Below are 270 nucleotides of genomic sequence, written 5' to 3'. Positions count from 1 at the left end.
ATGATGTCGCGTTTCATACGATGCCGGCAGCAAATTGCCCAGTGGGATCGGTCCGATCGATTGACCCTTGTCGGCGGCTGGCTAAGGTTACCGGATGACGAAATTGAAGCGTGCCATCAATCCCAAGCCCGAAGATGATCGAACGGCTCTCGATCAGAACGGGCTGGCTGCCGCCTATGCGGCGCGACCCGACTACCAGAAGAACGACTATCTGGGCTGGATTGCGCGGGCCAAGCGCGAGGAGACGCGGCTGAAGCGGCTCGATCAGAT

The 270-nt window shown here is 59.3% G+C and carries 1 protein-coding gene; it reads left to right on the top strand.

Annotated features, from left to right (window positions below; genetic code table 11):
• Positions 1-94: 94 nt before the first annotated feature.
• Positions 95-270: YdeI/OmpD-associated family protein (locus tag NLU14_RS23250; protein ID WP_420845094.1), on the top strand; the 176-nt coding region annotated here is incomplete at its 3' end.

The organism is Marinobacter iranensis (assembly GCF_029207565.1).
Classification (GTDB): Bacteria; Pseudomonadota; Gammaproteobacteria; order Pseudomonadales; family Oleiphilaceae; genus Marinobacter; species Marinobacter iranensis.
This window is presented reverse-complemented; position numbering and strand designations above follow the sequence as displayed.